The following is a 3,254-nucleotide window of genomic DNA, read 5'->3' on the forward strand; positions in this document are numbered from 1 at the left end:
CGCGCACGAGCGCCGGACGGCCGTGGTCATCGCCCGCGGCGCGGCCGTCGCTGTCGATGCGCAGTACCCAAGCGGTGGCCCAGGCGGCGGCGAGCGCATCGGGATCGACGCGCAGCGTGTCAGCGCGGTCGAGCGCCGCAAGGCAGGGATCGGGGCCGACCAGCGAGTACGGCGCGCCGGCCACGGAGGTCATGCCGAGAACGAGGACCCGCAACCGCAGGTGGTCTTCGCATTCGGATTGCGAATGACGAACTGGGCGCCGTGCAGGCTCTCGGTGTAATCGACTTCGGCGCCCATCAGGTATTGCAGGCTGAGCGGATCGACCACCAGCGTGACGCCGTCGGTTTCGACCGCCAGGTCGTCCTCGCCGCGTTCCTCGTCGAATTCGAAACCGTACTGGAACCCCGAGCAGCCGCCGCCCTGGATGTAGACGCGCAGCTTGAGCGCGGCATTGCCTTCCTCGTCGATCAGCTGGCGCACCTTGCCCGCGGCGGCCGGCGTGAACACCAGCGGCCGGTCGAGCGATTGGTAACCCGGGGCCGTCGGAAGGTCGATGATTTCCATGCGGGCAGGATAGCAGCGCGTCGCCGAACGCCCGGCCAATGCGGCGCGACGCTGTTTCCCGCGGTCGTCAAGGCGACGGAGCGGCGACCGCTTCGGCCCAGGTGACCGCATGCTCGACCGGCGCCCCGCCGTGCGGCCGGAGCCGGACGATCACCCGCACTGGGGAGAAGCCCGCGGGCAGGAAGACGTCGCCCTGCACTTCCTCGAAGTAGCGGAACGAGTACGGCACGCCCGCGGCATGCGGTTGCTGGCGCAGTGTCCCCCAGTCCAGCGTGCGCAGCTGGCCCTGCGCGCTGCCTTCGACGGCGAGCTCGACATCGCCACTGCTGATGCCGCCGCGGTCCAGGTTCTGCGTCAGCACGGTCGTGAAGTGCCAGGCGCCTCCGGGTTGGCGGGCCATGCGCAGCGCGTGCACCGCGAGGCCGTGGCGCTGGCCGGTCGCGCCGACCAGGCGCTCGTAGAAGTCGACATCGGCCTTGAGCTGCGCGATCTGTTCCTCGCGGTCGGCGAGCGTGGCCTGGAGCCGGCCGTTGGCGTCGCGACTGACCTGGTCGGACCGCGAAAGCGTGGCGATGCGCTGCGCGAGTTCGCCGTTCGTGCTGGCGTCGCAAGGCGCGGGCCGGGTGCCGCTGGCCACCTGCCAGACGCCCCATGCGCCGAAAAGCAACGCGATCAGGAAGACCAGCAGCGCGGCCACCAGACCGACGCCGGCGCGGGCGGCGTGGGGCGGCGTCGGGGGTGTCGGCATGCGGGATTCCGATCAGGCGGCGGTATGCCAGTATGCCGACGCCGCCTGCACGACCGGCGCGGTTGCATCGAAGCTACGGCCGTCGGAGTCCGCCATGCCCGCAGCGCCCCTGTTCGCCCTCGGCCTCGTGCTCGCCTGGTTGGCGGGCGTACGCGTGTACCTCACGGTGTTCGGCATCGGTCTGGCCGGCGCGCTGGGCTGGATGGACCTGCCGCCCGCGCTGCAGGTAACGCAGTCGCCGTGGGTACTCGGCGTCGCGGGTGCGCTGGCCGTCGTCGAGTTCTTCGCCGACAAGATCCCGGGCGTCGATTCGGCGTGGGACCTCGTCCATACATTGCTGCGCGTGCCTGCCGGCGCGTTCCTCGCCGCGGCTGCGTTGTCGCCGGATGGGCATCTCGGCGCGGGCGCATTGGCAGCGGGCGCGGGGATCGCCTTCGCGAGCCACGGCCTGAAAGCCGGCACCCGTGCGCTGATCAACACGTCGCCGGAGCCGGTGTCGAACTGGACGGCGTCGGCCGGCGAGGACGCGGCATCGCTAGGCATCCTCGCACTGCTGATCGCGCATCCGGTGGCTGCGCTGGCGTTGGTGATCCTGCTCAGCGTGCTGGTCGCGCTGGCGGTGGCCTGGCTGTGGCGACGCGTCCGCACGGTGCTTCGCGGCGGAGCCAAACCGCGCGCTACGTGACGACGTTCGCGGCGCGTTGCCCTCGCCCGCCGCTTCCCGCTCTGACGCGTCGCTACGAAGCGGCGTCAGCCTGACCGCCGGCGCCATTACCAACGGACACGCGCGGTCGCTGGCGATAGGTCCGGTTGCGGCTGTCGTGCATGTCGAGCACCGGTTGCGGCACGGCGCCCGGGCCCGCGATGTGGCGGGCGGTGGGCGCCAGATGCTGCAGGGCGCGCGAATACACGCCGCGCTTGAACGTCACCACGTGTTCCAGCGGATACCAGAAATCCACCCAGCGCCAGTGGTCGAACTCGGGCTTGTCGGTGGCGTCCAGACGCACGTCGGATTCAGCCCCCTTGAGCTGCAGCAGGAACCACACCTGCTTCTGCCCGATGCAGACCAGCCGATCGCGCCGGCGCACCGCGCGCTGCGGCAAGCGGTAGCGCAGCCAGCCAGGCGTGGCCGCGAGGACCTCGACGTGCTCCGGCAGCAGGCCGGTTTCCTCTTGCAACTCGCGGTACATCGCCTCGACCGGCGTCTCGTCGGTGTTCATCCCGCCCTGCGGGAACTGCCAGCCGTCGCGATGGACGCGCCTTGCCCAGAACACCCGGCCATCGGTGTTCATGAGGACGATGCCCACGTTGGGGCGGTAACCGTCCGGATCGATCACGATGCGGACCTCGATCTACAGGCGCAGGGCCACTTGTCCCGACTCTGCCACGCGGTCCCGTCGACAACAAGCGAAGCAGGCGGGCGGTTTGCGGAACCCGCGATTGACAGCCGCCGGGCGAACCGGAAGAATTCGCTGTTCACCCGATGGCTATGTAGCTCAGCCGGTTAGAGCACAGCACTCATAATGCTGGGGTCGGTGGTTCGAGTCCACCCATAGCCACCACACTTAAGCCCGCGAATTTGCGGGCTTTTTTGTGGCTGAAGAGACAGTAGCGACGTCGGGTCAGGCGCCTCGAGTGCCTTCGTCGAACACTCCCGGGAGGGCTACTCGACCCGTTGCGGACGGTCCGTGCGGCCACGTGCTACCCGTCGCTGGAACTCAGCGCGTCCGGGCGCCGGGAATCACCTGGACAGCACCCGGAACCCGATACGGGCCCACGCACCGGACTCCGCGATCGCGGTCAGCGCATGCGGGCCGGGTTCGTCCAGGGCCAGGCGCGTCGGCGCCGAGCCCTGCGAGGACGCCACGAGCCGGCCATCGAGCAACCAGCGAACGGCGTCGTCCGTGCCGAGCGCGCGGACTTCCACGCGCACCGGGCCGCT

The 3,254-nt window shown here is 70.1% G+C and carries 4 protein-coding genes, 1 tRNA gene and 2 pseudogenes; 2 read left to right on the forward strand and 5 right to left on the reverse strand.

What is annotated here, in order from left to right; translation table 11 throughout:
• From FW784_RS13275 to FW784_RS13285, 3 genes and pseudogenes are all read right to left on the reverse strand, one after another.
• Positions 1–193: pseudogene (locus FW784_RS13275) on the reverse strand (hypothetical protein); the annotation flags it as partial.
• On the reverse strand, positions 190–564 hold the full coding sequence (erpA, locus tag FW784_RS13280) for an iron-sulfur cluster insertion protein ErpA (RefSeq protein ID WP_149353804.1): 375 nt from the start codon (positions 562–564) through the stop codon (positions 190–192). The gene erpA and the pseudogene FW784_RS13275, both read right to left, overlap by 4 nt.
• 67 nt (positions 565–631) lie before the next feature.
• Complete coding sequence (locus FW784_RS13285) at positions 632–1,312, reverse strand: DUF6776 family protein (protein WP_149353805.1); 681 nt, start codon at positions 1,310–1,312, stop codon at positions 632–634.
• 94 nt (positions 1,313–1,406) lie between these two features.
• Between FW784_RS13285 and FW784_RS13290 the strand changes: the two genes are divergently transcribed.
• The gene (locus FW784_RS13290) at positions 1,407–1,997 is read left to right on the forward strand and encodes a DUF4126 domain-containing protein (RefSeq protein ID WP_149353806.1); all 591 of its coding nucleotides are present in this window, start codon (positions 1,407–1,409) and stop codon (positions 1,995–1,997) included.
• Between the two features lie 165 nt (positions 1,998–2,162).
• Here FW784_RS13290 and FW784_RS13295 read toward each other — a convergent pair.
• Positions 2,163–2,649, reverse strand: a pseudogene (locus tag FW784_RS13295) (RNA pyrophosphohydrolase); the annotation flags it as partial.
• 148 nt (positions 2,650–2,797) lie between these two features.
• Between FW784_RS13295 and FW784_RS13300 the strand changes: the two are divergent.
• Positions 2,798–2,874 (forward strand) — tRNA-Met (locus FW784_RS13300).
• Between the two features lie 179 nt (positions 2,875–3,053).
• On the opposite strand, the gene FW784_RS13305 is transcribed toward FW784_RS13300, so the two are convergent.
• Positions 3,054–3,254, reverse strand: a 201-nt coding sequence (locus tag FW784_RS13305; protein WP_149353808.1) for a hypothetical protein, incomplete at its 5' end; no start/stop codon positions are given.

The sequence above is a fragment of the Cognatilysobacter lacus genome (assembly GCF_008274655.1).
Lineage (GTDB): Bacteria > Pseudomonadota > Gammaproteobacteria > Xanthomonadales > Xanthomonadaceae > Cognatilysobacter > Cognatilysobacter lacus.